This window comes from Saccharothrix sp. CB00851, assembly GCF_001905065.1.
Taxonomy (GTDB): Bacteria; Actinomycetota; Actinomycetes; order Mycobacteriales; family Pseudonocardiaceae; genus Actinosynnema.
The window spans coordinates 474339-499127 of record NZ_LWLC01000012.1 but is presented as its reverse complement, the minus strand read 5'-3'; the positions used below and the strand labels follow the sequence as shown (position 1 = coordinate 499127).

General features: G+C 68.1%; 21 protein-coding genes. 12 read left to right on the top strand and 9 right to left on the bottom strand.

Annotation, left to right across the window (positions count from 1 at the left end):
* Positions 1–8: 8 nt before the first annotated feature.
* Both A6A25_RS15060 and A6A25_RS15055 read left to right on the top strand, forming a co-directional pair.
* Positions 9–3902 carry an Eco57I restriction-modification methylase domain-containing protein gene (locus A6A25_RS15060; RefSeq protein WP_198932701.1) on the top strand — a complete coding sequence of 1298 codons (3894 nt, stop codon included), beginning with the start codon at positions 9–11 and terminating at the stop codon, positions 3900–3902.
* A gap of 72 nt (positions 3903–3974) precedes the next feature.
* Positions 3975–4430, top strand: a complete 456-nt coding sequence (locus A6A25_RS15055) for a hypothetical protein (RefSeq protein WP_143193158.1) — start codon at positions 3975–3977, stop codon at positions 4428–4430.
* A 40-nt stretch (positions 4431–4470) separates the two neighbouring features.
* Here A6A25_RS15055 and A6A25_RS15050 read toward each other — a convergent pair whose 3' ends face one another.
* The 3 genes from A6A25_RS15050 to A6A25_RS15040 form a co-directional block, all read right to left on the bottom strand.
* Complete coding sequence (locus A6A25_RS15050) at positions 4471–5808, bottom strand: NucA/NucB deoxyribonuclease domain-containing protein (RefSeq protein ID WP_143193157.1); 1338 nt, start codon at positions 5806–5808, stop codon at positions 4471–4473.
* A gap of 265 nt (positions 5809–6073) precedes the next feature.
* Positions 6074–6469 carry a hypothetical protein gene (locus A6A25_RS15045; RefSeq protein WP_073889798.1) on the bottom strand — a complete coding sequence of 132 codons (396 nt, stop codon included), beginning with the start codon at positions 6467–6469 and terminating at the stop codon, positions 6074–6076.
* 28 nt (positions 6470–6497) lie between these two features.
* Positions 6498–6779, bottom strand: coding sequence for a hypothetical protein (locus tag A6A25_RS15040; protein WP_073889796.1), 282 nt, complete (start codon positions 6777–6779; stop codon positions 6498–6500).
* A gap of 112 nt (positions 6780–6891) precedes the next feature.
* Between A6A25_RS15040 and A6A25_RS15035 the strand changes: the two genes are divergently transcribed.
* Positions 6892–7776 carry a helix-turn-helix domain-containing protein gene (locus A6A25_RS15035; RefSeq protein WP_073889793.1) on the top strand — a complete coding sequence of 295 codons (885 nt, stop codon included), beginning with the start codon at positions 6892–6894 and terminating at the stop codon, positions 7774–7776.
* Positions 7777–7798: 22 nt separating this feature from the next.
* Positions 7799–7978, top strand: a complete 180-nt coding sequence (locus tag A6A25_RS15030) for a DUF397 domain-containing protein (RefSeq protein WP_073889791.1) — start codon at positions 7799–7801, stop codon at positions 7976–7978.
* Here the strand turns inward: A6A25_RS15030 and A6A25_RS15025 are convergent.
* Together A6A25_RS15025 and drmD are read right to left on the bottom strand one after the other, a co-directional pair.
* Positions 7975–11904, bottom strand: a complete 3930-nt coding sequence (locus tag A6A25_RS15025) for an Eco57I restriction-modification methylase domain-containing protein (RefSeq protein WP_083668336.1) — start codon at positions 11902–11904, stop codon at positions 7975–7977. The two genes, A6A25_RS15030 and A6A25_RS15025, sit on opposite strands and share 4 nt — an antisense overlap.
* Positions 11901–15053: a DISARM system SNF2-like helicase DrmD gene (drmD, locus tag A6A25_RS15020; RefSeq protein ID WP_198932700.1), complete on the bottom strand. Its 3153-nt coding sequence runs from the start codon at positions 15051–15053 to the stop codon at positions 11901–11903. The genes A6A25_RS15025 and drmD overlap by 4 nt, the downstream gene beginning before the upstream one ends.
* Before the next feature lie 81 nt (positions 15054–15134).
* On the opposite strand from drmD, the gene A6A25_RS15015 reads away from it, so the two are divergent.
* On the top strand, positions 15135–16061 hold the full coding sequence (locus A6A25_RS15015) for a hypothetical protein (protein ID WP_073889784.1): 927 nt from the start codon (positions 15135–15137) through the stop codon (positions 16059–16061).
* Positions 16062–16155: 94 nt separating this feature from the next.
* Positions 16156–16617, top strand: coding sequence for a DUF6194 family protein (locus tag A6A25_RS15010; RefSeq protein ID WP_241828701.1), 462 nt, complete (start codon positions 16156–16158; stop codon positions 16615–16617).
* A 42-nt stretch (positions 16618–16659) separates the two neighbouring features.
* Here A6A25_RS15010 and A6A25_RS15005 read toward each other — a convergent pair whose 3' ends face one another.
* Positions 16660–18102 (bottom strand): SulP family inorganic anion transporter, encoded by a 1443-nt coding sequence (locus A6A25_RS15005; RefSeq protein WP_073889779.1) that lies wholly within the window; start codon positions 18100–18102, stop codon positions 16660–16662.
* A gap of 696 nt (positions 18103–18798) precedes the next feature.
* Between A6A25_RS15005 and A6A25_RS14995 the strand changes: the two genes are divergently transcribed.
* Both A6A25_RS14995 and A6A25_RS14990 read left to right on the top strand, forming a co-directional pair.
* Positions 18799–19194 carry a MerR family transcriptional regulator gene (locus tag A6A25_RS14995; RefSeq protein ID WP_241828700.1) on the top strand — a complete coding sequence of 132 codons (396 nt, stop codon included), beginning with the start codon at positions 18799–18801 and terminating at the stop codon, positions 19192–19194.
* A gap of 46 nt (positions 19195–19240) precedes the next feature.
* Entirely contained in the window at positions 19241–20239 is a 999-nt protein-coding gene (locus A6A25_RS14990) for a zinc-binding dehydrogenase (RefSeq protein WP_073889775.1), read from the top strand.
* Positions 20240–20245: 6 nt separating this feature from the next.
* Here the strand turns inward: A6A25_RS14990 and A6A25_RS14985 are convergent, their stop codons facing one another.
* The gene (locus A6A25_RS14985; protein WP_241828698.1) at positions 20246–20665 is read right to left on the bottom strand and encodes an anthrone oxygenase family protein; all 420 of its coding nucleotides are present in this window, start codon (positions 20663–20665) and stop codon (positions 20246–20248) included.
* A 96-nt stretch (positions 20666–20761) separates the two neighbouring features.
* Between A6A25_RS14985 and A6A25_RS14980 the strand changes: the two genes are divergently transcribed.
* Positions 20762–21688 carry an AraC family transcriptional regulator gene (locus tag A6A25_RS14980; RefSeq protein ID WP_073889771.1) on the top strand — a complete coding sequence of 309 codons (927 nt, stop codon included), beginning with the start codon at positions 20762–20764 and terminating at the stop codon, positions 21686–21688.
* A gap of 9 nt (positions 21689–21697) precedes the next feature.
* Here A6A25_RS14980 and A6A25_RS14975 read toward each other — a convergent pair whose 3' ends face one another.
* Positions 21698–23083, bottom strand: a complete 1386-nt coding sequence (locus A6A25_RS14975) for a glycine--tRNA ligase (RefSeq protein WP_073889769.1) — start codon at positions 23081–23083, stop codon at positions 21698–21700.
* A gap of 158 nt (positions 23084–23241) precedes the next feature.
* Positions 23242–23622, bottom strand: coding sequence for an antibiotic biosynthesis monooxygenase family protein (locus A6A25_RS14970; protein WP_073889766.1), 381 nt, complete (start codon positions 23620–23622; stop codon positions 23242–23244).
* 17 nt (positions 23623–23639) lie between these two features.
* On the opposite strand from A6A25_RS14970, the gene A6A25_RS14965 reads away from it, so the two are divergent.
* The 3 genes from A6A25_RS14965 to A6A25_RS14955 are packed head-to-tail and all read left to right on the top strand — an operon-like array spanning position 23640 to position 24775.
* A complete protein-coding gene (locus tag A6A25_RS14965; protein ID WP_241828696.1) occupies positions 23640–23906 on the top strand; it encodes a DUF6703 family protein in 267 nt (88 codons plus the stop codon).
* 45 nt (positions 23907–23951) lie between these two features.
* Positions 23952–24356 carry an ArsR/SmtB family transcription factor gene (locus A6A25_RS14960; protein WP_083668335.1) on the top strand — a complete coding sequence of 135 codons (405 nt, stop codon included), beginning with the start codon at positions 23952–23954 and terminating at the stop codon, positions 24354–24356.
* Positions 24353–24775, top strand: coding sequence for a Fur family transcriptional regulator (locus A6A25_RS14955; RefSeq protein ID WP_073889761.1), 423 nt, complete (start codon positions 24353–24355; stop codon positions 24773–24775). Before A6A25_RS14960 ends, A6A25_RS14955 begins: the two co-directional genes overlap by 4 nt.
* Positions 24776–24789 lie beyond the last annotated feature (14 nt).

Below are 24789 nucleotides of genomic sequence, written 5' to 3'. Positions count from 1 at the left end.
CGCCCGGCGTGGCGAGCAAAACGCGGCAGATCAATCGATCGGCAGTAGATACGAAATCGGCGGCCAGACCGTCGCAAAGCGTTGCGGAACAGCACGGTGAATGGCTGGCACTGTTACGCCCGACCGGTCCGTTCATCGGACTTCCCGTGCTCATCGACGTTTTCCCGAGCGGGGTCGACACCCTTCCCCGCACTTTGCGGGAACGGACCCGCCAAGCCTGGGCCGAGTTCGACGCCGAGCCCGACCGCATTCGAGCACCCTGGCACGACTTCGTACTCGGCGAACTGCTCCGCTACCCGGCGGCCACCCTTCGGGAAACCGCAGTGTCCGGTTTGGACATCGTCGGGCCGGTCAAACCGGACCAGGTCGTGCTCGGCCCGGCCGCGTCCGGTGATCACACGGCACGCCTGCACGTCTACCGCCGCGAGGTCGACCCCGAACTGGCGGCTCGTGTGTGCCGCGACACGGGGACTCCCTTGGCGCTGTCGACCGATGGCCGTTTCTGGACGCTGATCCACGCACGCCCGGGCGGACCCACCAGTTCCGCGGTGTTCGATGTCGATCTCTGGTCGGACGAACCCGTCCTGCTGCGCGCCTTCGCCTCGCTGCTGTCACCGCGGCGGGTGTTGGCGCCGGTGGAGCGGCGGGACAGCCTGGCCGCGTTGTTCTCACGCACCGAGGACGAGCAAACCCAGATCACCGGCACGCTGGGGGAACAGGTTCGACGGGCGGTGGAGCTGCTGGTCGGCGAGTTCTCCCGGCTCGATCGGGAAGCACGCGGGACGGCGTTGGGCGACGTCGATGAACGGAGCCTCTACCGGGGCGCGTTGAGAACGTTGATGCGCCTCGTCTTCCTGCTCTACGCCGAGCAGCGCGAACTGCTGCCCGTCAAGGACCCGGTCTACCGCGACGGCTATGCGGTGACGACGCTACACCAGCAGCTCAGCGAGGACCGCGACCGACACGGCGAAGAAGTCGGCGACCGCCGCAGCGCCGCGTGGCTGCGGCTGCTGGCCACGTTCACCGCGGTGCACCGCGGCAGCGAGCACCCCGACCTGCGAATCGCGGCCCACGGCGGTTCGATCTTCGATCCGGCGGTCTCCCCTTGGCTCGCCGCGATGCCCGTCACGGATCGGGTGGTGCACGAGGTCCTGGAATCGCTGCTGGTTTTGAAACATCGCGGCAAGGCTGCCGAACGGCTCAGCTATCAGGCACTTGACGTCGAACAAATAGGCCACGTTTACGAAGGCCTGCTAGATTTCTCGTGCCGCAAGGTGAATGAGCCTTACCTGGGCTTGATCGGCAAGCGCGAACCTGAACTCCCGCTCACCCACGTCGAAAGTCGGCCGGACTTCAAGGAGATCTGCGGCCTCACCGCCAAGCAGGCGGAGAAGGCACTCGCGACCGAACCCACTCCCGCCGATCTCGCCGCCCTCCACGCCGCCTGCGACAACGACTCCGCCCTGGCCGAACGGGTCAAGCCCTTCTGGGGACTGCTGCGCAAAGACCTGCGTGGCGCACCGACCGTTTTCCCGGCGAAGTCCGTCGTGTTCACCAACGACAGTGGGCGGCGTGCCACGGGCACGTACTACACCCCTCGCGCACTCGCTCGCGAAATTGTCCAGCACACTCTCGCCCCGCTTTGCCGGGTACGTGACAGCTCCGGCGAATCGCGTCCCCGCACGGCCGACGAGTTGTTGGAGCTCAAGATCTGCGACCCGACCATGGGCTCCGGCGGATTCCTCGTGTCGGCGTGCGAGTACCTGGCCGAACGCCTGACGGAAGCGTGGGAACGGGAGGGTCTACCCGACGGAGTCGGCGGCACCCCGGACGACATTCGGCTCGCTGCACTCCGCATGGTCGCGGCAAGATGCCTCTACGGCGTCGACCGCGACGACCTCGCCGTGGACTTGGCGAAGCTTTCCCTGTGGCTGCTGACGCTCTCCAAGGGCAGGCCGTTCAGCTTCGTTGACCACGCCCTGCGCACCGGGGACTCCCTCATCGGCCTGGTGAGCGAACGCCAGGTCGAGCGCTTCCACCTCGATCCCGACCGTGCGGGTGTGGACTCGGGCCGGTGGACGTTCGGGATCGCCGAAGAACTCATCAGCCCGGTGCTCGCCGAGGTCGCCGAACTCCGCAGCTGCATCGAGGACCGCGCCGCCGACGACATCCGGCAGATCAACGAGAAGCAGGAGAAGCTCAGCCGTGCGGACCGACTGACACGGCGGCTGAGACTCATCGCCGATGTCGTGGTCGGCGCGGCCCTGTCGACTTTCGGCCAGGGGGAACAGCGCTACCGCGACCGGCTCACCGCGCTGTCGGAAGAGGCCATCGGCCTGCTGACCGAGGACCGGGACGACGGCCCGGCGGAACTGAAGGTGCGGCAGGTCGTGACCGACTGGCTCACCGGTGACCGAACTCGTCCTCTGCGACCTTTCCACTGGGCACTGGAGTTTCCGGAAGTCATGCGACGGGGTGGCTTCGACGCAATAGTAGGAAACCCTCCCTTTATCGGCGGTCAGCGCCTGACCGGTTCAGTGGGCCACGATGTACGGGAGTACCTGGTCACCCGATTAGCCAGGGGGAAGCGCGGAAGCGCCGATATTTGCTCGTACTTCCTCCTGCGGAACCTGGAGATCTCGGCCGGTGGCCGTGTCGGGATCATCGCCACCAACACGATCGCCCAGGGCGACACCCGTGAAGTCGGACTCGACCAGGCTGTCGACCTGGGCTGGCAGATCTACCGCGCGGTCAAGTCCCAACCCTGGCCCGGCAAGGCATCGCTGGAGGTGTCGATGCTCTGGGTGGGCAGGACCGACGAAGGCGAGGTCTTCTACCTCGACGGCAACAAGGTCAGCGGTGTCACCCCCTCGCTCACCCTTCCTTCCCGCACATCCGGCAACCCGTACCGCTTGCTCGCGAACGCCGGGCAGTCATTCATCGGCTCCTACATCCTGGGCACAGGGTTCCTACTCGACCCGGAGGCAGCGGCTGGGTTGATCGACCAGGACAGTCGCAATCAAGATGTCCTGTTTCCCTATCTCAATGGCGAAGACCTCAACTCCAAGCCCGACTGTTCGGCAACTCGGTGGGCAATCAACTTTCATGACTGGGACGAGCGCCGGGCAGCGGAGTACTCCGGTTGCTTCAGCATCGTGAAACAGAACGTGAAGTCGTTCCGCATGACCAACAACCGGAAAGTCTACCGGGACTACTGGTGGCAATACGGCGAAAAACGGCCGGCGATGCTGCGTGCTCTCGCGGGGCTGGACCGGGTATTGGTGATCGCGCTGGTGAGCAAAACCGGACTGCCGGCGTGGGTACCGACGAAGCAGGTGTTGTCCCACATGTTAGGCGTCTTTGCCACTGACCGGGACGCCTACTTGTCCTTGCTGTCGAGCAATCTGCACTTCACCTGGTGGACATCCAAGGGCGAGTCGACCCTTGAGGCTCGTTTGCGATACACACCGTCCGACGGGTTCGAGACGTTTCCACAGCCGTCGCTGACCGCGCGGATGGACCGGGTGGGCGAGAAACTGCACCGGTTTCGCCGGGGCGTGATGCTGGACCGGCAACTCGGCCTCACGAAGCTGTACAACCTCGTGCACGACGAGTCCGTCACCGACCCGGAGGTGCGGCGCCTGCGGGAGATCCACGTCGAGGTGGACGAGGCGACCGCGGCCGCGTACGGGTGGTCCGACCTCGACCTACGACACGGCTTTCACAACACACGCCAAGGTCGCCGGTTCACGATCGGTCCGGTGGCGCAGGTGGAAGTGCTGGACCGGCTGCTCGAACTCAACCACCAGCGTTACGCCGAGGAAGTCGCGAAGGGCCTGCACGCCAAGCGGAAGGCCGGCCGCGCGGCGACACCGACGCCGAGCGAGGGATCGCTGTTCTGACCGGATGTCGTGGCGGCCGAGGGCGGGCATGCTGGTGAACCATCACGGGAAGCGACCGCCGAGGGGGCTGTGGTGGCAAGCATGCTGGCCGCGTTGGACGACCACGCGGACGTCGAGTGGAACGTGTTCGGCCTGATCGACGACGACCGAGTCGAGCCCGGCGAACCCGGGTGGGGCGCGTTGGGCACACCGAAGACCATGTTGACCGGCAAGAACGGCGCCATCTTCCGCAGCGGCGGGGCGATGCACCGGGCCGGCGTACGACTGGAGTCGTGGGACGAGCCGCCCGAGTCGCCGGAAGGACCATGGGACGCGGTGTGGGCGGACGAGATCACCTTGACGTCGGGAGTGCTGCGGCTCGCCGCCGTGACGGCCGGGGTGTCGGAGGAGACCCTGCGGGTGGGACCACCCGGCGTGTATGCGGTTCGGGTGTGCTGCCGAGGCCGGGCGGCCGCTCTCGAAGCGGGGTTCATGCCCTACACCGGAGAAGTCGTCGAGCACTGGGTGATGCAGTTCTGGCCGCGGTGAGGAGCGGGACGGACGGGATGACCGCCCGTCCCGCCCACCGTCACGGTGTCGCGTTGACGTGGAACGCGTCGCTGTCCAAGATGCGGTCGTAGGAGTACCAGGCGCCCAACCACCTGCCGGCGGCCTCGTTGTCCGGGCCGGGGACGCGGGCGACCGAGAACCGCCCGTCACCCCGGGCGGCGCCTTGGTGCGTGGCGTTGAACGGGTATTCGTCGCACTGGTACTTGCCGCCCTCGGCGTAGCCGGCGCCCCACTCGGCGACGCACGCCTTCACCGCCTCGGTGCGGTTCTGGTTGGTGTTGTTGAAGTACCACCTCGTGAGGGCCTCACCCTCCACAGCGCCGGGGATGGTCTTGCCGTCGATGCGCGGGATGGTGAGCTGTGGCGACTGCATCGCGAGTCGGTAGTGCGCCGCGGACTCCGTCATCGCGGCGAACTCCGGACGACTCACGGGGAAGTGGATGACGGCCTTGACCCGACTGAAGATCGCACCGTTGTGACCGTTGAGGTTCAGGTAGTTGACGCTGTCGTACCGAACCTTCTGCGGCGGGCTGTCCTGCGACTGGGGCTTGGAGCCCGGAATCCCCACCACCCTGGCAGTGGCGCGCGACCAGAAGTCCATGTAGCCGAGGCGGTTGGGGTTCTCCGGCGTCAGCGCGGGAGCCGTCGACGTGAAACGCGTAAAGTAGGCCGGCACCCGCTCCCACTCGGCCAGCGACTTCTCCGACTCCGTGGGGTTCTGCGGGTCCTCGGTGCATTCATCGCCGTTGACCAACGGCGTGCACTCCAAGTCCAACTTGAGGAAGGTCGCTTCCTTGAGCGCCGGGGTGTTCGACACGATCTGGTCCACGAACGTGACGAACCGGACGGCCCGGTCGCGCTCGGACCCGAACCCCAGGATCGTGACGCGGAAGCTCGACTTCACCACGAAGCAGATGCTCCCGGCGCAGACCCGGTCGCCCTTCTCGCCCTTCATGATCCGGCAGAACGCGTAGTGGTTCTTGATCCAGCCATCAGCCGACCCGGCCTGGTCCGCGTGGTCCTGGCACTCGTAGGCGCTCGTGATGTAGTCGTACTCGAACGGCGGCGGGGACCAGTCCTGCGCGGTGACCTGCGGCGGACCGTAGTCCGACTGATAGGTCGCCGTGGCGTCGCGGTCCTCCTGCCGTAACTGCTCCAGGCTGGGCCGCGCCCCGGAACGGGCACCCGTGTCACCGGTCGCCCCGACCTCGTTCGCCGGGAAGAACCGCAACTCCGAGGACACCACGGTGCCCTCGGACAACAGGTCCGGTGGAATCGCATCGGGATTCGCCGACGCGGGCAGGACTCCACCCACCACTATTCCGGATGCAATCAGCGCCGTGACCAGAACCCGCATACGCGCGCGCCCCGATCGCATGAAATGTGTTGACATCGCTCGCCTTCGTCGTTGCGGAAACAACAGCCCGAGAGGCCACGAACGAAAAAACCCCCGCGCGTGCGCGCACTAAAACCTACAGGACCCCCGTCCCGAGATGTGCCTCCCCAGCACGTTTGCGAAGCTACCAGCACCCGGCAAGCCCGACAACACTGAATATATTCCAGCCGAATGCGCATTGATCAATCGCAAGCCGGTTGAATCCCATCACCGATCACTCGGCGCTTCAGACCTGCGGCGGTCGAATGACGCACCGCCGCGCGGTGAACTTGCCGGCGAGCGCCCGCTCCGACTCCGTGACAACGGCCGGCAGGACGGGCATCGCGGAATGTCCCGGCGACGGGATGGTCAGGACTTCCCTGATCGTCCTGATCGCGGTGTCCTCGCAGGAGTAGACCAGCACCTCCGGCCGGAACGGGTCCGCGCCCGGGGTCGGCAACACCACCCGATAGCCCCAGGCGTAGCCCTCGTGGATCAGGACGATCACGTCCGCGACGGCGACGCCCCGCCACCGGAAGACAGCCGCGATCGCCTCGGGTGACTCACGGTTCGGCACGTAGTGGAACGTCCAGCGGCGCCGGACCAACTCGGCCAGCCACTCGTCCAACAACGCGGAGTCCATCACGCCACCCGTGTCGGTGGGCAGCGGCTCAGGACGCCGAGGTCGAGTCGACCCAGACGAGCCGCGCCGAGACGTCCTCACCACCGCCACCGAACAGGCGCAACGCCCGCTCCGCCGACTCGGAACTCATCCGCGACGCGCCGCCCCGTGACACCAGTTCGACATGGCCGTCCCACGCCATCCCCCACGCCGCGACTTCGGCGTCCTGGTGCACGCCGAACTCCCGCAGGACGGCGAACAGGCGCGGCTTCCCCTCGGCGACCAGGTCGGTCACGAACTCCTCGTACTGCTCCTGCTCGGTGAGCGACATGTGCCTGCCTCCGTGTCGTAGCTGATTGATCACCTGGTGTAGCGCTAGAGTGCCGCGAGCGACCCGAGTTGAAAATGGGAACCCACTTTCTTCACCTTTTCGGAGGACAGCAGTGAGTCAGGACAGCGGTGGAGCGGTCAACGCGACCGTGCGGAGGTGGCAGCTCACCGAGACCCTGCGGCAGTTGCGCGAGAGCAACGGATTGAGCATCGAACAGGCCGCGGAACGCCTCCGCGCAGGCACGGGCAAGTGGTCACGCTCGAAACTGGGCCGGATCGAGACGCGCGAGCAGGGCGTCAAGCGGCACGAGGTCGAGCAGTTGCTCGACCTGTACGGGGTCACCGATGACAGCGTGCGGAGCTGGATGCTGGGCTTGGCGTCGACCGTGAACGAGCGCGGGTACTGGCTGGCGCTGCGCAAGGACCTGCCCGGCGACTTCCACGAGTTCCTGAGCGTCGAAGCGGCACTCGTGGCGTTGCGCGAGTTCGAGACGATGGTCGTTCCGGGCCTGCTCCAGACCGCCGACTACACGCGGGCGCTGATCTACGGCGCCAACCCCGGCATGGCCTACGAGGTCGTGGACCGCCGCGTGATCGCCCGACTGGCACGGCAGCAGGTGCTCGCCCGGCCAGACCCGTTGCGATTCCACGTGATCCTCGACGAGGCGATCTTGGAACGCCCGATCGGCACCAACTTGGTAATGCGCAACCAACTTCAGCGGCTGCTCGACACGTCGGAGGCCGACCACATCACGGTCCAGATTCTCCCGAAGTCGGCCGGTGCCACTCCGGCGGTGGACGGACCGTTCTCCATCCTGACATTGCCCGAGCCAATCCCCGACTTCGGCTACGCCGAGGGACCTGGCGGCGCCGTCTACATCGAAGACCGCGCCCAGGTACGCGTGTGCACTGAGCGGTGGGGCATCCTCACCGAACGATCACTGTCACCTGCCGACTCGCTGGACGCGATCAGGGAGGCGGTGAAGACTTACACCTAACCGGCGACGCGAGGGACGTGGGATGACCAACTGGCGCAAGAGCAGCTACTCGGGCAGCGGCGGCACCGGAGGCGGCAACTGCGTCGAGGTGGCAGTGGACGGCGAGCGGTACCGGCTACGGGACAGCAAAAACCCGGACGCGGGCACGGTGACCGTCACCCGCACCTGGCTCGACGCGATCAAGTCCGGCGCGCTCGACTAGAACAACGCCCCTTCGGGCGGGAACAACTCACCGGCGATCGACGGCTGGGCAACGGAAGCGGCCTTCCGCTTGCCCTTCGCCTTGGAGTGCAACCCCTGCGCCACTTCCTCAGCGTGCCTCTGGTGGTTGAGCTCCAACAACCGATCAAGGATCTCCACCTGCACCATGGGATCGATCGTGAACCGCCGCCCCTGCCGCGTGTCATAGAACCCGTGCTTGAGGTCCAAGTCGGTCCACCCATACGCCTCCGCCACCGCGTAGTCGACCTCGACATGAATCTCCCGCAACCGCTCAACCTCAGCGTCATTGCCGACCGACTCGTCATGCACCCGGTTGTAAAGCTTGGTCAACCCAAGCTGACGACCAAGCATCACCCGACGCCGGAACGAGTGCAGTTCATCCCCCACCCGATCCATCCGCGCCGTCAACTCAGGCTGCGGAAACGTCTCAAAGCCATCCGATGGCGTGTACCGCGCATCGGTCCGCATGGTCGACTCCCCCTTCGTGGTCCACCATGCGAAGTGAACATTGCTCGACAACAGCGCCAAGAATCCGTCTCGATCGAAACTAAAGACTACCGTTGCATCGCTGATCACCTGCCCGGTTGGCACCCAAACAGGCAACCCAGTCTTGCTGACCCGCGCAATAACCAGCACTCGATCGAGTCCAGATATCGCCCTATACAACTCGGCACGAGGACGCCAGTATTGCCACCAACGATCCATGAGGCCCGCATAACTGCCAGCTGCTTTCTCTTCGCGATCCGGCTTTACCATCTCTTCTGCGATCCGGAAAACATCGAGATATGTCGCAGCGCGCTTCTCATCCCACGTGTGAAAGTTGATCACCCATCGACCGGCCGAGCAGTCCGGGCGAGAGTTCAATTCCTCTCCGTTGAGATACGGAAATACCACCTCTCGGTTGCGATCGTCTTGCATGATAAGATTTTTCGCAGTATCCGGAGAAAGAAAGAACCGATCACCGAGAACCAGGCTACCCTGAAAAGATTGACCGGCGTTGGCGATGAGGCGGTAGGCATTGCCGGAAACTCTCGACCGCGGATCAAGCGACGGCGTGATACCGCTGACCTCAACGCCGTCCAGCCAACAAGACTCTTGATCTTCACGGCCCACCCACAACAATGACACCTCAAGTGAGGCTGTTCCCGGCCATGGCTGTGATTTCACCGCGCGATAGACCCGCCATCCCTTGTCCACAGCTTGATCCAGGCCGACCTCACGGGTGTCGCCCTGCGCGATGGTGTTGGTCGCGATGACACCTACCCGACCAGAGGACGCAACCTCCAGGTCTCGCAGCAGGAAGTAGGAGCAGAGGTCAGCGTTGCCAGGCTTGTCCCTGGCAATCCGCTGCTTCAGGTACTCCCGCACATCGACTCCGAGCGCACCACTGACTCGCTTGCCCCCGATGAATGGCGGGTTGCCCACGATCGCGTCGAAGCCGCCGCGTCGCATGACTTCTGGGAACTCCAGCGCCCAGTGGAACGGCCGGATCGGCTGGGATCGGCTGCCCTTCAGCCAGTCGTTCACCATGACGACCATTGCTCTCTCCGCAGGAGAGTCGGTGGCTCGCTCCTCCAACTGGTCAACGGCCTCGTCAAACACCCCGGACAGTCGATCCATGTAGCGCTTGTTGCCTTCACCGGCCGTGCTCAGCGCAGCACCCACCACGGCATCGGCTGCCAGTCGCAACCTGCGGGTCAGCCCATCGGCACGGGCGAGGTCGGCGGCCTTCTCCTTGAGTTGGTCGTTGTGCTCCGCCGGCGCCGATTCGATCTTCTGCCGCAACTCGGTCACATCGGCGAGCACAGGACCGATCAATTCGACCGCGACACCACGAGTCCAGCCCTGCTCGGGTGCGTTGTCAGGATCGAGGTGGAAGCGTTCGACCTGACGCTCGTTCACGACCCCGATGAGCGAGTCACCACACCGCAGCGCGTGATCGAGGAAGCCGAACGGCTTGTTGCGTTCCAACGTGACCAACCACAGCGACAGCTTGGCCAGCTCGACCGCCATGTCATCCCGGTCCACCCCGTAGATGCACTTGGCCGCCACCCGCCGCATCGCGGCGAGCTTCACGTCCTCCGCAGTCCCACCAACACCATCGGGGTAACCGTCGCGCTCCCAGGCCTCCACCAACCGCGCCGCGAGGTAGTCACAAGCCGACACGAGGAACGCGCCCGATCCCATCGTCGGGTCACACACCTTCAGCGCCAGCAACTCTTTCTCCGGCCGCAACACCTTCTCGCCACTGCCATCCCGCACGTAACACAACGGCTCAAGGGTGTGCTCGACAACCTCCCGCGCCAACGCCTTGGGCGTGTAGTGAGTACCGGTCGCCCGTCGATCGTCAACCTTGGTGAACAGCACCGACCCGGCCGGGAACACCGTGGGCTCGCCGCGAAGATCCTTGCGCAGCAACCCCCAGAACGGCCGCACGCGCTCGGCCAGCTCGGAATCGTTGTCGCAAGCCGCATGCAACGCGGCCAAGTCGTTCGCCGTGGGTTGGGCAGCCAGCGCCTTCTCGACCTGCTTCGGCGTGAGGTCGCAAACGTCCTTGTAGTTCACCCCGGCCTCGACCGCCGCCAACGACAGCTCGGGCTCCAGCTTGCCGATCAACCCGACGTACGGCTCATCGACCTTCTTGCACGAGAACTCCAGCAAACCCTCGTACACGTGGCCGATCTGCTCGACGTCCAACCCCGTGTAGCTCAACCGCTCCGCCGCCTTGCTGCGGTGCTTCAAGACCAGCAACGCGTCCAGGATCTCGTGCACGACCCGGTCCGTCACCTGCATGGTCGCCAACCAGGCGTGCGCGGCAGGGTCGAACAACGAGCCACCGTGCGCCGGAATACGCAGCTCCGGGTGCTCGCACCCACCATGAATCGCGCTGAACATCGCCAGCAACCGGAACCAGGCGGCACTGCGCCGGTCGCCGACCTCCTCGCCGTAACGGTCACGGTCCTCGGTCAGCTGCTGGTACAGCTCCGTCACCGCGTACCCACCCGCGTACACCGGGTCCTTGATCGGCAGCAGCTCCCGCTGCTCCGCGTACAGCAGGAACACCAGGCGCATCAACGTCGTCAGCGCGGCACGGTAGATCTCCCGCTCCCCCACGTCCGCCAGCAGCGCACCACCGGCCTCCCGGTCGAGCCTGGCGAACTCACCGACCAGTAGCTCCACCGCCTGCCGGACCTGCCCACCCAACGTGTCGGTGACCTGGGACTGCTCGTCCTCGGTCCGCGCGAACAACGCGGCCAGCGTGTCCGGCCGGTCCGCAGGCGCAAGGACCCGCTGCGCGGACAGCAGAGTCGCGAACGCGCGCAGCAGCAGCGGCTCCTCTGACCACAGGTCCGCATCGAAGACAGCGGTACTCGTGGGGCCGCCGGGGCGAGCGTGCACGAGGGTCCAGAAACGGCCATCGGTGAGCAGGGCCAACGGCGTTCCGGTGTCCCGGCACACCCGCGCGGCCAGCTCGGGCTCGACCTCGTGGCGGTAGACGTGCAACCGCGCCGCCCGTCCGCCGGGTGCCTGGGCGTCCGGGCCGATCGCCACCTGATCGGGCTTGACCGGACCTTCGATGTCGAACTCGGCCAGCGCCGTGTCCCGCAGCACGGACGGCGGGTAGCGCAACAAGTCGCCGAACACGAAGTCCTGCCACAGCACCCGCAACCGTTCCGGCTCCGCGTCGAACTCCGACCACGCCTGCCGCACCCGTTCCCGCAACGGCTGGGGCATCGCTTCGACGCCGTTCGGGAACGCGGCGGTGAGCACCGGCAGGCCGATGAACGGGCCGTCCGGGCGCAGCAGCGCGATCCACTCGGCGTGCTGCTCCACCGCACTCTGCCGCATCCCGTTGGGCGCCTTGGGGCGTCGTGCCCGGGACGACTTGGCCGACGTGGTGGTCATCGGGTTGCTCCTCGTGCGATGGCGGACGGCACCAGCAGCGTCACCGCCACCGGGAACCATCGCGTCGTGGGGTCGGCGTAACGGCGGCGCAACGCCTTCTCCTCCCGTTCCCGCTGCTCCGGGATCGCCTCAAGGCGGGCGCGCAGCGCGTCGCGGTCGGCGTTGAGCTGGTCGCGTTCGTCGATCTCGAACAGGCTCGGCTGCTGCCACACTTCCGAGTCGTTCAAGGCGGTCTTGATGGAGGTCGCGAGTTCCTCCAACACCTTGCCGATGCCCTCGACCTCCTCGTCACAACGGTCCCGCAGCATCGCCCGCATGCTGCGCAGCCGCTGGTCGGCGCGGGTGTTCAAGGCCTTGGCCAGGGGACCGGACAACGCCGGCCACAACTCGGTGAACTTGTCGCGCATGGCGTCGGCGGGTTCCTCGGACGCGGCGGCCAGCAGGGCGTCCACCTCATCGACCCGACGGATGAGTGAGAACTTGCCCTGCTCGATCAGGCCGCCCGCGGAGACGATCTCCTCGTGCAGGCGGCTGCCGTCCGCACCGGTCACGACGACGCGACCGTGGGCGATCACCGCGGGCACGCGCAGGGTGTCGCCGGGGACGACCCGCGTGGTGATGCGGCGCAGCTTCCCACCCGCACCGGCCTTGGTCTGCGCCCACAACTCGGCCCGCAGCAGCCTCATGCACATCTGGACCAGGCGGTGACCAAGGTGCAGGAGCACGACGTCGGTGCGCCCGCCAACGGCCTCCTGGTCGAAGCTGACCGGCCGCTCATCACCGGTGACGGGGTGGCGCAGGCCATCGTTGCGAGCCGAGGCCCAGGCGCCCGGCAGTTCGGGCAGCCGGAACACCTCGCCGCTGAAGCCCGGCGGCGGTGTCGCGGGCCGCAGGTCCTGACGGTGGGCCAGTCGCAGCGCAGTGCTCACCACCCGCTGCACGGTCTCCGGGTGCAGGTTCAGCCTGGCGCGGCTGGACCGCAGCTCCTCGGTCAGCCGTTCCAGATCACGGGCGAGGTCGCGTTCGACCTTCAAGCGCGCCCGGCCGGAGCGTTGGACGATCTCCCGGTCGGCGGTCTGCCAGTCGCTGCGCTCACCGACCATCTTCTGCTCGATCTGCGCGGCGATCACCTCGCCCGCGCTGCCCAGGTCTTCCCGGATCTGGTGCACCTTGCGGACGGCGACCTCCAGGAAGGCCAACTCGTCCTCCAGCGACCCCTCGGCGAAGTCCTTCGTCTCCCAGCCCTTCGGCACGAAGTGGTGCACCTTCACCACCGGCGCGGGCTGGCCGTGCCGGTCGACGCGGCCGTTGCGCTGCTCCAAGCGGTTGGGGTTCCACGGGATCTCCCAGTGCAGCACCCGATGGCAGTGGCGCTGGAGGTTGATGCCCTCGCTGGCCGCGTCGGTCGCCAGCAGGATGCGGACCGGGTCCAGCGCCGGGTCCTCGGTGAAGACGTTCTTGATGCGCTCCCGGTCGTCGACGTCCTGGCCGCCGTAGAGCAAAGCGATCTTCTCCGGCGCGTACCCGGCACCCAGCAGCCGCTCGTGCAGCCAGCGCTGGGTGTCGCGGTACTCGGTGAAGATGATGATCCGCTCGTCCTTCTCGTCCACGATCGGACGCAGGTGGTCCAGCAGTGCGGCGACCTTGCGGTCCGCACGGTTCTGCGCACCTCGTGCCCAGTCCCGCAGCTGTTCCAGCAGCGCCTTCTCCTGAGCCGACAACGGCGGCACGCCGCGGCGGGCCACACGCAAGGCGTCCGCCTCGGCCTCGCGATAGCGGGTGCTGTCGGCGTCGTCCTCGTCGGCGGCCTCCGTGACGCGGTCGATCAGCACGGGCAAGGCGTGGGCGAGCGGCTGGTCGTCGGTACCGCGTTCGCGTTCGGCCATCGTCGCCAGGTGGACCTCGATCGTCTCGGCGAAGGCTTTCGGCGAGGAGAACAGCCGGCGCTTGAGCAGGGTGGTGACGAAGTCCGCGGCGGTCCGAGAGCCGCTACCGCGCCTGCTCTCGCTGTACTGGCGCAGCAGGTCGTGGGCGTGGCGCTCCTCCGCCGAGTGGTCGACCTCGAGGTAGTCCAGTTCACGCGTGCCGAAGTAGGACGAGCCGTCCCACTTCTTCGGCAACTCGCTCTTGAGCCTGCGCACCATGGCCCGCTTGAGCTGGGTCTCACTCGGGCGGACGTTGCGCGCGAAGCGCTGGTCGTCCAGTAGTTCCAGCAGCGCCGTGAACGACTCCAGGTAGCCGTTGTGCGGTGTCGCGGACAGGAACAGGCGGTGCTCGCAGTGCGGGGCCAGGGTTCGGATGGCTTTGGTGCGCAGCGAGTCGACCGCGTACTTCCCCCGGCCGGACGGCGCACAGGTGTGCACCTCGTCCACGACGAGCAAGTCGAACTTCCGCGGGTACTCGGGGGCGCTCGGCAGGACCTGGTTGAGCAGGCGCATCGGCCGGGTGCGCTTGAGCCAGTCGATGCTGACGATCAGGCGCGGGTAGTGCGTCCACGGGTTGGTGTGCGGTCCGCGCGTGCGCCGCAGCTGCTTGAGCAGGTCGGAGTCGACGATGCGGAAGTCGAGGCCGAACTTGTCCCGCATCTCGTCACGCCACTGGAGCGTCAGGCCGGCGGGACAGACGATCAGCATGGTGCGGGCGCGGTGGCGCAGGGCCAGCTCCTGCATCACGAGCCCGGCCTCGATCGTCTTGCCCATGCCGACGTCATCGGCGATCAGCAGGTTCGTGCGGGGCATCGACAGGGCGCGGACCACCGGGTCGAGCTGGTAGTCCTCGATCTGGATGCCGGAGCGGAACGGCGCCTGCAACGCGGTGGTGTCCGCCGAGGCGATGGCGCCCCAGCGCACCGCGTCGAGGAAGGCGTCCAACTCGGCCGGGTGGTCGAAGCCGTGTTCGGGGCCCGGCAGCACCGCCGTCTCGTGGACGACCGCGCCGATCTCCAGCTCCCAGATGACCTGGAGCGTCTCCTCACGGGCGTCGTCCTCGATGCTGACCAGCGTCACGAGGTGCGTCGGCGGGGTGGAGAAGAAGTGCGGATCGCTGCTCGCGATCTCGCTGCGCACGACGTCCGAGGTGACCCACTGGCGGTTACGAACCGTGACCAGCTGGCCCTGAACGGGTACCACCGAAGCTTCGACCGTCGTCACGCCACTCCCTCGATCCGGACAAGCATCGAACAACCTACTCGGCGCTACCATCCGTAGTCACCACGATCGGAGGGTGCGCCAGTGCCACGTCTGGGTATCGCCAAGGACTTCCTCTCGGATTACGCGAAGTTGGAAAAGAACGTGCAACGATCCGTCCTCGAGGCGATCGGCAAGTTCGGCGAACACACCCACGCGGGCCTCCACCTGGAGAAACTGGCCAAGTCACGCGATCGGCGGATCCGGACGATCCGGATCACCGGGTTTTGGCGTGGAGTCGTCCTCGCTCCCGAGACAGGCGAGGACTACACGCTTTTGACGGTCCTCCCGCATGATGACGCCATCGCGTTCGCCACCAGTCGGGTGTTCAGCGTCAACCAGGCCATCGGTGTGCTGGAAGTGCGCAACCAGGAGGCCCTCGACAACCTCGAACCAGCGCTGCGCGATGTCGCCACAGCGGTGCCCGAGCGGCTGTTCGCCCATGTCAAGGACAGCGAACTCATCACCCTGGGTATCGACGACAAGGTGCTGCCACTCGTCCGGGTGCTCACTACCGAGGCACACCTGGAGGCCCTGGAGACGCTGCTGCCGACTCCTCAATACGACGCGTTGGTGGCCTTGGCCGCCGGTATGACCGTCGAGCAGGCGTGGGAAGAGGTCTGCCGACACCTGCCGACCGAGACGCCGCCCGACGCCGTCGACCCGGACGACATCACCGCCGCGATCGAGCGCACGCCCGACCGGTACGCACTGGTGTCCGGCCCGGATGAACTCGCCGAGATCCTGGCCCACCCGTTCGCCGCGTGGCGCGTCTTCCTGCACGGTCGGCAGCGGGCCATCGCCTACCGGCCGTCGTTCTCCGGCCCCGCGATGGTCAGCGGTGGCGCGAGGACACGATCGCACACGGGCACGACGTGCTCCGCGAACGCTGCTTGCTCTTCGTGGCCGCGACTCGCGCCCGCGACGCGGTGTGGGTGTCCTACAGCCAGAATGGCAGCCCCTTCCTGTTGAGACTTTGACCAAGGATCAACACCAGCTGTCTGCAGACCCTCTAGATGATCTTGGCCAAAGTCTCACACAGCAGTTGCAAGATACGCTTGAAGGTGTGACTGCCGAGGAAATGAAGGATCACATCAGCGGCTTCGCCGGGACCCGCGTCATGGAGGCGTACGGCGACACGTTCTTCCTCTACGACCCGGACGGTGACCTCCCGCCGGAGCGGCAGCTGCCGTTCGCCACGATCGTGAGGTCCGACAACTACGACCAGGTCTCCGACCTGAGCAGGCGCGGGGTGTACCGGCTCAACATCGGGCTGACCAAGGCCACCTACACCGCGATGTTCGGCGCCGTGCCCACCGAGCGCGACGACAAGGGCGTGTTCGACACCGGGTTCGACCACGCGCGGCAGGACCAGGTGATGCCGCACCCGAATTACGCGTCCCAGTACTGGGTCTGCGTGGTGTCGCCGATCGAGACCTCGCTCGACGCCGTCCGGTCGATGCTCGCCGAGGCGCACGGGTTCGCCGCCCGCAAGTACGCCAACCACGCCCGGCGGGCCAAGGCGTGAGGCGGTCCCGGCGCGGGGTGCTCCCCCGCGCCGGGACATCCCTCAGTCGGACACCGGGTGGATCAGCTCCACGCCGCCGCGGCCCGCGGCCCAGTGGTCGATCGCCTGGCCGCACGCCTGGTCGAGGTGGCGGACGCCGGTCAGGTCCACGCGGACGTGCCTGCTGTCCGGCACGGCCTCCAGGGTCTCCAGCAGGTCGGGCAGCTTCAGGAACGTCGCATTGCCGCGCACCGCCACGTGGTGGTGGTCCTCGCCGTGCGCGGTCACCGTGACGGTCAGGCGGGACATGTCCCAGGCCGTCTTGACCACCGCCGCCAGCAGGCCGGCGAGGGTGCCGGTGAGCAGGTCCGTCAGCACGATCAGGCCCGCGGTGAGCACCAGGACGGCGGCTTCCGCCCGGTCGGCGCGGGCCAGGGCCAGGACCCGGCCGGGTGCCAGGAGCTTCCAGCCCGCCTGCACCAGCAGGGCGGCCAGCACCGCGAGCGGCACGTACGACAGCACGTCCGGCAGCAGCACCACGAAGACCAGCAGCCACACGCCGTGCAGCACGCGGGACAGCCGGGTGCGGGCGCCGGCGTCCACGTTGGTCGCGCTGCGCACGATCACGGCGGTCATCGGCAACGCGCCGAGCACACCGCACACCGTGTTGCCGACGCCCTGGGCGACCAGTTCCCGGTTGTACCTCGTGCGCGGCCCGCTGTGCATGCGGTCCACGGCCGCCGCGCTGAACAGGCTCTCCGCCGACGCCACCAGGGCGAACGTCAGCATCGCGCCCAGCACACCCGCGTTCGGCAGGGAGAGGTCGACCAGGTCCACCACGTCGGTCAGCGGCCCGACCGAGATGCGCGGCAACGGCAGCAGCACACCGACCGCGGAGGCCACCACGACGGCCACCAGCATCCCCGGCACGGCGCGCCACGGCGTGCGCTTCCACAACCACGCCACGACCAGGGTCAGCGCACCGACGGCCAAGCCGCTCAAACCGGCCGCGGTCGTCAGCGCGGCCTGGGCCAGGTCGACCAGCCCGGCGAACTTCGCGGCGGTCGTGCCGGGCTGGTCCTGCCCGGCGAACGGGTAGAGCTGGCCCAGCACGAGCACCAGGCCGATGCCCGCGAGCATGCCCTGCACCACGGCGGGCGAGATGGCGCGGAACCAGCGGCCCAGCCGCAGCAGGCCCATCGCCACCTGGAGCAGGCCGGCGCCGAGGACGATGACGCCCAGCGCGCGCAGGCCGTGTGCCGCGACGGTGTCGGCGACCAGCACCGTCAGGCCCGCCGCCGGGCCGCTGACCTGCATGGTGCTGCCGGGCAGCAGACCGACCACGAGGCCGCCCACCACGCCGGTGACGATGCCCAGTTCCGCCGGGACGCCGGAGGCGACGGCGATGCCCACGCACAGCGGCAGCGCCACCAGGAACACCACCAGCGACGCGCCGACGTCGGGCCAGAGGGTCGGCGTGGTCGGTCGCTCGGTCCTGGTGCTCACGCGACGGCTCCTCGGCCGTTCACTGCGCGTGAGGTGGTGCGGAGGGAAAGGTCCGGGTCGACGACCCTTCGTCCCATTTCCTGGGAACCGCGTGGTGAATGCGTGCGGGCGCGTCGGATTCGTGCACGGAATTGCATTGGAGTTACCCCACTCGTCGTTGGTCGGACGATGCGATCTACTGGCGGTGGGGCGCCGATCAGTGCCGGAACACCTGTAAAGCCGACGGCGTGGACCAGGAGCAGAGGTGTTCGTCCCGGCCGCGCCCGATGCCGGTCACGGCGGTGCGGCGGGTCGGACCGAGCACGTTCCGGCACGGGTTCGCAGCCGGTCTGGGCGGCGCCGACCGGCTGCGGGAGGATCGCGACTCGGGACCGTTGCGGCACTCGCGGGTCGGTTCCTCCTCGGAACCCGCCATGGCGTGCGTGACCGGGGCGGGCCGCAGGACACCGACGTGGCCGAACGGCGACGGGGCGAGCACGGCTACGAGTGCCAATGCGATTGCGACGACAACAACACGCGCCATGACACCCCCGATGAGCCGCGCCTGTGATCAAGTGTCACAAAACCGGGTGACGTGACGGTTAACCCGGAACCGTCGTCGCGCATTCGGCACGATATTCACTCGATGGTTCGTGACGCAGGTCATTGATAGGCCGTTCAGTGACGGACAGTGACCGCCACTGGTGGACGTGTGCCGTGGCGATCGGTGCCCGGAAGATCGCGGCGCGCCCGGACGTTGCCCCGGAGGTGAAGATCGGCGAAGCTTCCCGGGTCAGCGGGGTGAGTGCGCGATCGCTGCGCCACTACGAGGACGAGGGCTTGATCGTCCCCGGCCGCTTCGACAACGGGTTCCGCGACTACTGCCAGTCCACCATCGACCGGGTGCTCGTCATCCGCTCGCTGCTGGAGTCCGGGCTGCCCGTGCGGTTGATCAGGGAAGCCCTGGCCGATGGGCCCGATGCGGTGTCCGCGGAGTTCCTGCGCGAGGTGCAGAGCCACCGCGACCGGCTCGCGGCGCGGATCAGCGTGCTCAGCGACCAGCAGGCGGCACTGGACGCCTACCTCCGACGGGCTCGCCGCACCGCTCGGTGACCGCCGCTTGACCCTGACGCAAGTGTGAGGCTCCTACGTTCGCCGCATGGAGATCAACGAGCAGGTGGGACGGGCACTGGTCCAGCGGTCGCACCGGGGACCGCGCGACCTGACCGTGACGACCGACCACCCCCGCCCCACCCCCGGGCCCGGCGACTACCTGATCCGCGTCACGGCCGCCGGGATCAACTTCGCCGACGTCATGCAGACCTACGGGACATACGGGGGAGGACCACGAGCGCCCTACGTGGCGGGGTTCGAAGCCGCCGGCGAGATCGTGGGTGTCGGCCCCGAGGTCGAGAGCCCGCTCCCGCTCGGCACCCACGTCGTCGGCACCGGCCCGGGTGCCTTCGCGCAGTTCATGTCGATGCCGGCCGCCGGTGTGCTGCCCGTGCCGTCCGGGTGGCGTGACGCCGAAGCCCTCGGGCTGGTGTTGAACTGGGCCACCGCGTTGGCGGCGCTGAAGCCGTTGGGCGAGGTCGAGGCGGGTGAGGTGGTGCTCGTCCAGGCGGCGGCCGGTGGCGTGGGGCAGGCCGCCGTCCGGCTCGCCCGCCACTTCGGCGCGCGTGTGATCGCCACGGCGTCCCCGGCCAAGCACGACACCGTCAAGGCGCTCGGCGCCGACGAGGTCCTGGACAGCCGGCACCCCGACCTGGCCGCCGAGATCACCCGCCTGACCGGCGGGGTCGACCTGGTCCTGGAATCGGTGGGACGGGCCACGTTCGGGACCAGCCTGTCGGTCGCCAAGCCGTTCACCGGGCGCGTCGTCGTGTTCGGCGCCGCGTCCGGTGACGCCACCGTGACCACGCACGACCTGGTCTTCAACCACCAGGTCCAGCTCAAGGGCCTGCACATCGGCGCGCTGGCGACCGCGGCCCCGTCGGTGTACCGGTCGCTGTTGGCCGAGCTCGAAACGCTCATCGCCCTCGGCGTGTACCCGCCCGGCACCCCGGAGGTCCACCCCCTGGCCGACGGGCCGGAGGTGTTGCGGCACCTCGCGGCCGGCCAGACCTCGGGCAAGCACGCCCTCGATCCCTGGCGTTGAGGGCGGTCAGTTGAGGGCGGCGAGGGTGAACGACGCGGCGGCAGCGAGCGACAGCAGGGCGCGGAGGTGGTTCGCGGGCACCCACTCGCGCAGGTAGCGCGTCCAGTACTCGGCGGTGCCGAGCCGTTCGAGCTCGTTGTTGCGGGGGATGTGGAAGGCGCCGGTGAGCACGATCCCTCCCAGCACGTAGAGCGCCGCGCCCGCCCACGCCCACGGGTCACCCTCGAACGCCGCGATCACGCCGACGACCGCCGTGCCGACGAAGACCCCGATGAACGCGGGGTTCACCACGGCGAGGTTGATCGCCCGCATGGCCGCGACACCGACCGCGGGCTCGGCCCGCCGCAGACCGGGCATGACCATCGCGGAGAACGCGAAGAAGACGCCGGCCATCATCCCGCAGCCGAGGGCCGCGATGATCGTCACCGTGGGAAACATGGGACCCAGTCAAGTCGACGGGTCCTGGACTTGCCATGGCTCAACGGCTCGATCGCATACGCGAGCGTCTCTACGCTGGCCTCCGTGGACGTTCTCGCCGGGCTGTTGGACGGGCCGCGCGCCCGTGGCGCGTTCCTCATGCGCACCGTCCTGGACCCGCCGTGGTCGGTGCGCGTCGAGGATCGCGCGCCGTTGACCGTGGTGGCGATGGTGCGCGGCGACGGGTGGCTGCTGCCGCACGGCAGCGATCCCGTGCGGCTGCGCGCCGGTGACGTGGCCGTGCTGCGCGGGCCGGACCCGTACGCGGTGGCCGACGACCCGGCCACGCCCGTGCAGGCGGTGGTGCACCCCGGCGAGATCACGACCACGCCGGACGGTGCGGCGTTGTGCGAGCAGTGGGGCTTGGGCGTGCGGACGTGGGGCGCGAACCCGGACGGGTCCGCGGTGATGCTCAGCGGCACGTACCAGTTGGACGGCGAGGTGAGCAGGCGGCTGCTGTCGGTGCTGCCCGCTCACCTCGTGGTGCCGCGCGCGGAACTGCCGCTGGTGCCGTTGCTCGCCGACGAGATCACCCGCGACGAACCGGGCCAGGAAGCCGTGCTGGACCGCATGCTCGACCTGCTGCTGATCTCCGTGCTGCGGGCGTGGTTCTGCCGCCCGGAGGCGCGGACACCGAGCTGGTACACGGCGCACGCCGACCCCGTGGTGGGACGCGCGCTGCGGCTGCTGCACGGCGACCCGGCACACCCCTGGACGGTGGGTTCCCTGGCCGATGCGGTCGGGGTGTCACGGGCGGCGCTGGCCAGGCGGTTCACCGAACTGGTCGGCGAACCGCCGATGGCCTACCTGACCGACTGGCGCCTCACCCTGGCCGCCGACCTGCTGCGCGAACCGTCCGCCACAGTGGCCGCCGTCGCCCACCAGGTCGGCTACAGCACCGCTTTCGCGTTGAGCACGGCGTTCAAGCGGGAACGCGGCCTGAGCCCGTCCGAACACCGTGCCAACGCGTGAACTGCCTGGTCAGGCGCCGATCAGACGGGCCGCGAGGTAGCCCTCCAGCTGATCCATCGATACCCGCTCCTGCGACATGGTGTCGCGTTCCCGCACCGTCACGGCGTGGTCGGTGAGGGTGTCGAAGTCGACCGTGACGCAGAACGGGGTGCCGATCTCGTCCTGCCTGCGGTAGCGGCGGCCGATGGCACCCGCGTCGTCGAACTCGATGTTCCAGTGCTTGCGCAGGGCGTTGGCCAGGTCCTTCGCCTTCGGCGACAGCTCGGCGTTGCGCGACAGCGGCAGCACGGCCGCCTTCACCGGTGCCAGCCTGCGGTCCAGGCGGAGCACGACGCGCTTGTCCACGCCGCCCTTGGCGTTCGGCGCCTCGTCCTCGGTGTAGGCCTCCAGCAGGAACGCCATCATCGGCCGGCCGACGCCCGCGGCGGGCTCGATCACGAACGGCCGGTAGCGCGAGTTGGTGGCCTGGTCGAAGTACGACAGGTCCACACCCGAGTGGTTCGAGTGGGTGGTCAGGTCGAAGTCGGTGCGGTTGGCGATGCCTTCCAGCTCACCCCACTCCTGGCCGCCGAACTGGAACCGGTACTCGATGTCGACGGTGCGCTTCGAGTAGTGCGACAGCTTTTCCTTGGGGTGCTCGTAGTGCCGCAGGTTCTCCTTGGAGATGCCCAGCTCGTTGTACCAGCGCGTGCGCTCGTCGATCCAGTACTGGTGCCATTCCTCGTCCGTGCCCGGTTCGACGAAGAACTCCATCTCCATCTGCTCGAACTCGCGGGTGCGGAAGATGAAGTTGCCCGGCGTGATCTCGTTGCGGAAGCTCTTGCCGATCTGGCCGATGCCGAACGGCGGCTTGCGGCGCGAGGTGGTCTGCACGTTCAGGAAGTTCGTGAAGATGCCCTGCGCGGTCTCCGGGCGCAGGTAGTGCAGGCCCTCGTCGGTCTCGACCGGCCCGAGGTGCGTCTTGAGCAGGCCGTTGAACATCTTGGGCTCGGTGTACTGGCCGCGGGTGCCGCAGTTCGGGCACGGCACGTCGGACACGTCGCCCTCGGCCACCTGCTTGCCGGTGCGCTCGGCGTACTCCTCGACCAACGTGTCCTGCCGGAACCTCTTGTGGCACGAGTTGCACTCGATCAGGGGATCCACGAACGCCTCGACGTGCCCGGACGCCACCCACACCTCGCGCGGCAGGATCACCGACGAGTCCAGCCCGACCACGTCCTCGCGGCCGCGCACCATGAAGTTCCACCACTGGCGCTTGATGTTGTCCTTCAGCTCGACGCCGAGAGGGCCGTAGTCCCAGGCCGACCTGGTGCCGCCGTAGATCTCGCCACACGGGTAGACGAACCCGCGACGCTTGCACAGGCTGACGACGGTCTCGATGCGATCGGCTGCCACGGACACTCCATCGGGAGATGCAGAAAGGGACGGAAATGGGCTTGCCAGGGTAGTCCTACCCATCGGGTAGCCCTCGGCCGACCGTGCCACACCCGCGCCGAGGTCAGCCGGGTCGGGGCGGAGCCGCAGCCGACGCGGCGCGGCGGAAGACCGGGACGTCAGCGGGGAGTGGCGGGGCCGGCGGCCTCGCCGAGGCGGACGGTGCCGGCGTCGTGCGCGAGCAGGCTCACCTCGCGGCGCACCTCGCCATCAGCCGCCACCAGCAGCGGCTCGTAGGCGGACGGTTCGTCGGTGTTCGCCTCGGACAGCAGCGGAATGACGTGTTCACGCACCTCGAACGGCGACATCGCCCGCCGGTACGCCACCACGGAGTCGAACTCGGCGGTCAGCACGAAGCGGTCGGCCTCGTCGGTCGACCGCGACAGCTGGGCACGTCGGCAGCCGGCCTGGGCGGTGAGCAGGGTCAACGCCCGGTCGACACGCTCGGTGAACGCGTCAACCCCGGTTTCCGCCACGGTGAAGCGGCACACGAGCAGCACGGTGCAAGGATGCCACGGTGGCTGGTGACTCGAAGCGGACCCTGATTCCCGGTGCCGGACCGCTCTCGCGGGTGCCCGCGCCGGCGGCGTTCCTGCTGGTCTTGGCGTTGTTCGGGCTCGGCGTGTGGATCCGGGGCACGGTGGGCGCGCTGCTGCTGGGCCTCCTGGCCCTCGCCGTGGCGGCACTGCTCGCCACGACCTGGCCCCTGCTCACCCCGAGCGCACGCGTGCTGAGACTGCTCGTGCTGGCCGTCCTGGTGCTCATCACGGTGTCCGTGCTCTAGCGCCGTAGTATCGGTGGTGAAAATCCATACCACGTGGGAGGCGCCGTGGCGGTCGGAGTGCGGGGCGAACACGTGCACTCCCCGGAACGCCGGGTACCCCCACCGGCACCGCGGCAGCCCACCAGGACGCTGTCTGCGGCCGGTGAGTTGCTGCGCGCGCTCGCCGCGCCGGTGCGCATAGCGATCGTGCTGCAACTGCGCGAGGCCGACCGGTGCGTGCACGAACTGGTGGACGCACTGGGCGTGGCCCAGCCGTTGATCAGCCAGCACCTGAGGGTGCTCAAGGCCGCGGGCGTGGTGCACGGCGAGCGGCACGGCCGTGAGGTCGTCTACCGGCTCGTCGACGAGCACCTCTCCCACATCGTGGTCGATGCGGTGACCCATGTGGACGAGGGTTCGCCGCGTGGTATTAACCAGACCGACCGGACCCCCCGGACGGAGGAGATGTGACCACTAGCGAGCGTCCGACCACCGCGGTGCCCGGGCTGCGTTCCACCAAGCAGCGCACCGCCGTGTCCAAGCTGCTCGACTCGCTCGGCGAGTTCCGCTCTGCCCAGGAGCTGCACGAGGAGCTGCGCAAACGCGGCGAGGGCATCGGCCTGACCACGGTCTACCGCACGTTGCAGTCGCTGGCCGACGCCGGCGAGGTGGACGTGCTGCGCACCGACTCGGGCGAGGCGATCTACCGCCGCTGCTCCCAGCACCACCATCACCACCTGGTGTGCCGGGGCTGCGGCCGCACGGTGGAGGTCGAGGGTCCGGCGGTGGAGAAGTGGGCCGACCGGGTCGCGGCGGAGAACGGGTTCGTCGAGGTCAGCCACACCGTGGAGATCTTCGGCACGTGCCGCGAGTGCGCCGGGAAGGGGTAGCGCCCCTGACCGGG